The organism is Dietzia sp. HMSC21D01, assembly GCF_001815995.1.
Lineage (GTDB): Bacteria > Actinomycetota > Actinomycetes > Mycobacteriales > Mycobacteriaceae > Dietzia > Dietzia cinnamea.
Window position 1 is genome coordinate 1 of record NZ_KV824029.1, and the last position, 3,994, is coordinate 3,994.

A 3,994-nucleotide genomic window follows, 5' to 3' on the forward strand; every position below is an offset into this window, starting at 1 on the left:
CGGCCGACGGTGGCCTGCTTGAAGAAGGCCGGGTCGGACCCGGCGGGCAGTCCGCTCAGCGCCACCTCGAGTTCGGCGGGGCAGGTGGCCGCCCAGATCTGGGCGGCGCGGTCGGAGAACTCGGCGAGCGAGAGCTCACCGCGCCCCACCATCGCCTCCAGTCGCCGTTGGGCCAGTGCTCTGGGGTCGTTGTCCTGCTCCGGATCCATGGCCTCAGATTACCCAGCGACCGGGTGCCTGTTGGGAGGGCCCGGAACGCCAGACCCCGCGGGGTCGGTGTAGGTCCGGGTCGTGGGCCGCCGCGGTCGGTCCTCGTGCACGATGATGCCGCGCACCATGCCCTCGCCGCCCGCCTCCATCATCTCGTAGCCCTCGTTGACCTGGTCGAGGGTGAAGCGGTGGGTGACGAGCTCGTCGAGCTTGAGCTGCTTCTCGTCCCACAGACGCAGGATGTTGGGGATGTCGTGGAACGCGTTGGCCGACCCGAAGAGCGACCCCTTGATGACCTTCTCGTACTGGGAGACGAACAGTCCGGTGAGGGTGATCGACTGGTTGTCGAGGCCGCCCATCGAGGTGAGCACCACGACACCGCGCTTGCCGACCATGTCGACGGCGTCGGCGGTGACCTTGGCGTCGGCCACGCCGATCGTGATGATGGCCTTCTCCGCCATGAGGCCCCAGGTCAACCCGGGCAGCTCTGCCTTAGCCTGCTCGACGTCCGTGTAGACGTGGGTGGCACCGAACTCTCTGGCCTTGGCGAGCTTGGTCTCGTCGGTGTCGATCGCGAGGATGAAGCGGGCGCCGGCGTGCCTGGCGCCCTGGATCGCGTTGATGCCGATGCCACCGATGCCGAAGACCACGACGGTGTCTCCGGCCTTGACGTCGGCGGAGTAGACCGCCGAGCCCCACCCCGTGGTGACACCGCAGCCGACGAGCGCGGCGACCTCGAAGGGGATCCAGTCCTGGATCTTGACCACCGAGTTCATGTTGGCGACGGTGTACTGGGAGAACGTTCCGAGCGTGCACATGGCGCCGGCGGTCTCGCCATTGTCCAGGGCGAAGGGGTACCGGCCGTCGGCCATGACGCCGAAGGTGCCGTTCAGGCCGCCGTCGCAGAGGTTGGACATGCCACGGGCACACGCCGGGCACTTGCCGCACGCGGGGATGAACGAGCCCACCACGTGGTCACCGGGCTGGACGTGGGTGACCCCCTCACCGACGGCCTCGACCACGCCCGCACCCTCGTGCCCCAGGACGATCGGGAGCCGACCGGGCAGGTCCCCGGTCCGCATGTGCAGGTCCGAGTGGCACAGGCCGGCGACCTTCCACTTGACCAGCACCTCACCGAAGTGGGGTCCGTCGAGCTCGGCCTCGACGATCTCGAACGGCTTGCCGAGCTCACGGGCGATTACGGCCTTGGTCTTCACTGCGACTCCCTCCGGGCGCGACGGTGGTAATCACCGTCACTGGAACGTGTTCTCGTCACACTAACCCCGGTTCTGACATCTGTGGGGTGGCTACAAGAACGTGTTCTCCCCCCGGAGGGAGCGCGGTGCGGACCAGAGGTCCCGGATCCGCGCGCGGGGATTCAGGCCTGGGCGTCGCCCTGCTGGGCCTGCGCCTCCTCGACGGCCTTGCGGACCTCGTCCATGTCGAGTCCCTTGATCTGCTCGACCAGGTCGTCCAGGGCCTGCTCCGGGATCGCACCCGAGTGACGGAAGACGGCGATGCCCTCACGGAACGCCATCAGCGTCGGGATCGACTGGATCTGCAGCATCGCACCGAGCTGCTGCTCGGCGTCGGTGTCGACCTTCGCGAAGGTCACCTCGGGATGCTTGCCCGACACCTTCTCGTAGACCGGGCCGAAGGCCTTGCACGGGCCACACCACTCGGCCCAGAAGTCCACCAGGACGATGTCGTTCTCGGTGACGGTCTTCTCGAACTCGGCGGTCGTGATGTCGACGGTGCTCATACGAATGCCCTCCTTGCGCGTACGGGGCGACTCTCGACCCGTCTGCTTGTCGCCAGCCTACGGATCGCGCGGGCCGGCGACGAGATTCCCCGGCCACCGATACACGGACGGGTATCGACGACCGCTCATCCAGGGCAACGTACACGGAGTGGGGTTATTCCCCGGACGCCCCCGCGCCGCGGCTCGTCGGGGACTCAGCGGAGGGGCGGCGAATCGAGCACCTCGGCCAGGAACCACTCGAGCTGGTCGAGGAACACGGCGTTGTCGTCGCCGGCGACCATGTGACCGGCGTCGGCGACCTCCGTGGTGTGGGCGTGCGGGAGCAGCTCGAGCAGATGCTGCACGGAGTCGTCGCTGACGATGTCCGATGCCGACCCGCGGATGAGCAGGGTGGGCTGGGTGATCCTCGGGACGAGCTCCTCGAAGAAGGCGTTGCCGATCTCGGTGTTGTCGGCCGAGGCGTTGCCGGCGAAGCGGGGGTCCCAGTGCCAGTGCCACCGCCCGTCCTCGCGCAGCCGTAGGTTCTTGCGCAGGCCGTCGGGGTTCGGGGGCCGCTTTCGCTGGGGCTGGTAGGCGGCTATCGCGTCCGCGGCCTCCTCGAGGCTCGCGAACCCGTCGAATCCGGAGCGCATGAACTCTCCCACCCTCTCGACGCCTTCAGCCTCGAGCCTGGGGGTGACGTCGACCAGGACGAGCGCGCGGGCGACGTCCTTCCCGGCGCCCAGCGAGAGCATCGCGGTCATGCCGCCGAGCGAGGCGCCGACGACGACCGGACGCCGCTCGGGGAAGCGCTCCGCGACGATCGCCTCGAGATCGGCGGCGAGGCGGTGGATGTCGTAGTCACCCTCCGGATCCCAGTCGCTGTCGCCGTGTCCCCGCGCGTCCATCGCGGTGACGCGGTAGCCCTCGCCGGAGAGGCGGCGGGAGGCCCGACTCCAGGCGTGGCGGGTCTGAGCACCGCCGTGGAGCATGAGGATCTCGTCGACCGCCTCGGTGGGCCGGCCGTCCGGCCCGTGCGGATCCCACACCTCGCCGACCAGGCGCACGCCGTCCTCGCGCTCGACCGCGAACCGGCATGGTCCGACGGTGGTCTCAGTACTCGGCATGCGCGCCTCCCGGGCCGTCGCCCACCCTCTCGGCGGAACGTGTTCTATCTGTGTTCTACCACGCCCGCTCGGTGGCCATCCGCACGGCGAGGTCCTCCGCCACCGCGAGGACCGTGTAATAGGGGCCGCATCGCGGCAGCGACGGCAGGACCGACGCGTCGGCCACCCGCACTCCCTCCACCCCGAGCACCCGCCCGGAGTCGTCGCACACCTCCCCGATCCGCGCCGCGCCCGACAGGTGCTGGGAGGTCGATCGGGTGACGGCGCCTGCGATGCCCAGGCGTTCCGCCACGAACGCCGTCGCCTCGGCCAGCGCGGTAGCGTCGCGCGGGTCGCCCGGGAGGTGCACGCTCCCGTCGGCGTGGACCCGCCCTCCGCCGACGGGGTTCATCAACGCCACCCCGATGCGCTGCGGCACCTCGACGAGGCCGGGGATCACGCGGTGCATCGGGATCGCATAGGGGCGCACCTCGACCTCCGGCACCCACCCGCGTTCCCGCTCCGGGAACTCGAGCCGCACCACGTGGGAGAGCAGGGTCGGCAGCCCGTCGGCTGCGTCAGCCCCCGTGCCGAGCCCGGCGCCGGCCCCGGCGGCCGGGTCCGCGGGGACGTCCAGCAGGAGCTCGGGATGCTCCTGCACCCCGTGGCCGACCGAGTGGCCGCCGGCCCCGTCGATACCGGAGCCCAGAAGGAGAACGGTCGTCCCGATCGTCCCCGCGCACAGCACCACCTGGCGGGCGGTGATCGCCTCGTCGTCGTCGAGGACCACGCCCACACACCGCCGGGCGCCTCCCGCTCCGCCGACGGCCCCGCCCGCCCACGACAGTTCACGCACCGCGGCGCCGGTGCGTACCCGCGCGCCAGCGCCGGCAGGGTCCCACGCGTCGAACGCCGTCACCCTCCGCCCGTCGCTGCG

At 70.5% G+C, this 3,994-nt stretch carries 5 protein-coding genes; all 5 read right to left on the reverse strand.

Annotated features, from left to right (window positions below; translation table 11 throughout):
- Positions 1–209 (reverse strand): DUF1707 domain-containing protein (locus HMPREF3086_RS13475; RefSeq protein WP_141764095.1); only part of this gene is annotated, 209 nt, incomplete at its 3' end.
- Between the two features lie 9 nt (positions 210–218).
- Positions 219–1,427: an NDMA-dependent alcohol dehydrogenase gene (locus HMPREF3086_RS13480; RefSeq protein ID WP_246830998.1), complete on the reverse strand. Its 1,209-nt coding sequence runs from the start codon at positions 1,425–1,427 to the stop codon at positions 219–221.
- A gap of 161 nt (positions 1,428–1,588) precedes the next feature.
- A complete protein-coding gene (gene trxA, locus HMPREF3086_RS13485) occupies positions 1,589–1,972 on the reverse strand; it encodes a thioredoxin (protein ID WP_061228326.1) in 384 nt (127 codons plus the stop codon).
- Between the two features lie 194 nt (positions 1,973–2,166).
- Positions 2,167–3,078, reverse strand: coding sequence for an alpha/beta fold hydrolase (locus tag HMPREF3086_RS13490; RefSeq protein WP_070722385.1), 912 nt, complete (start codon positions 3,076–3,078; stop codon positions 2,167–2,169).
- 55 nt (positions 3,079–3,133) lie between these two features.
- Positions 3,134–3,994: mycofactocin system GMC family oxidoreductase MftG (mftG, locus tag HMPREF3086_RS13495; protein ID WP_210401876.1), on the reverse strand; the 861-nt coding region annotated here is incomplete at its 5' end.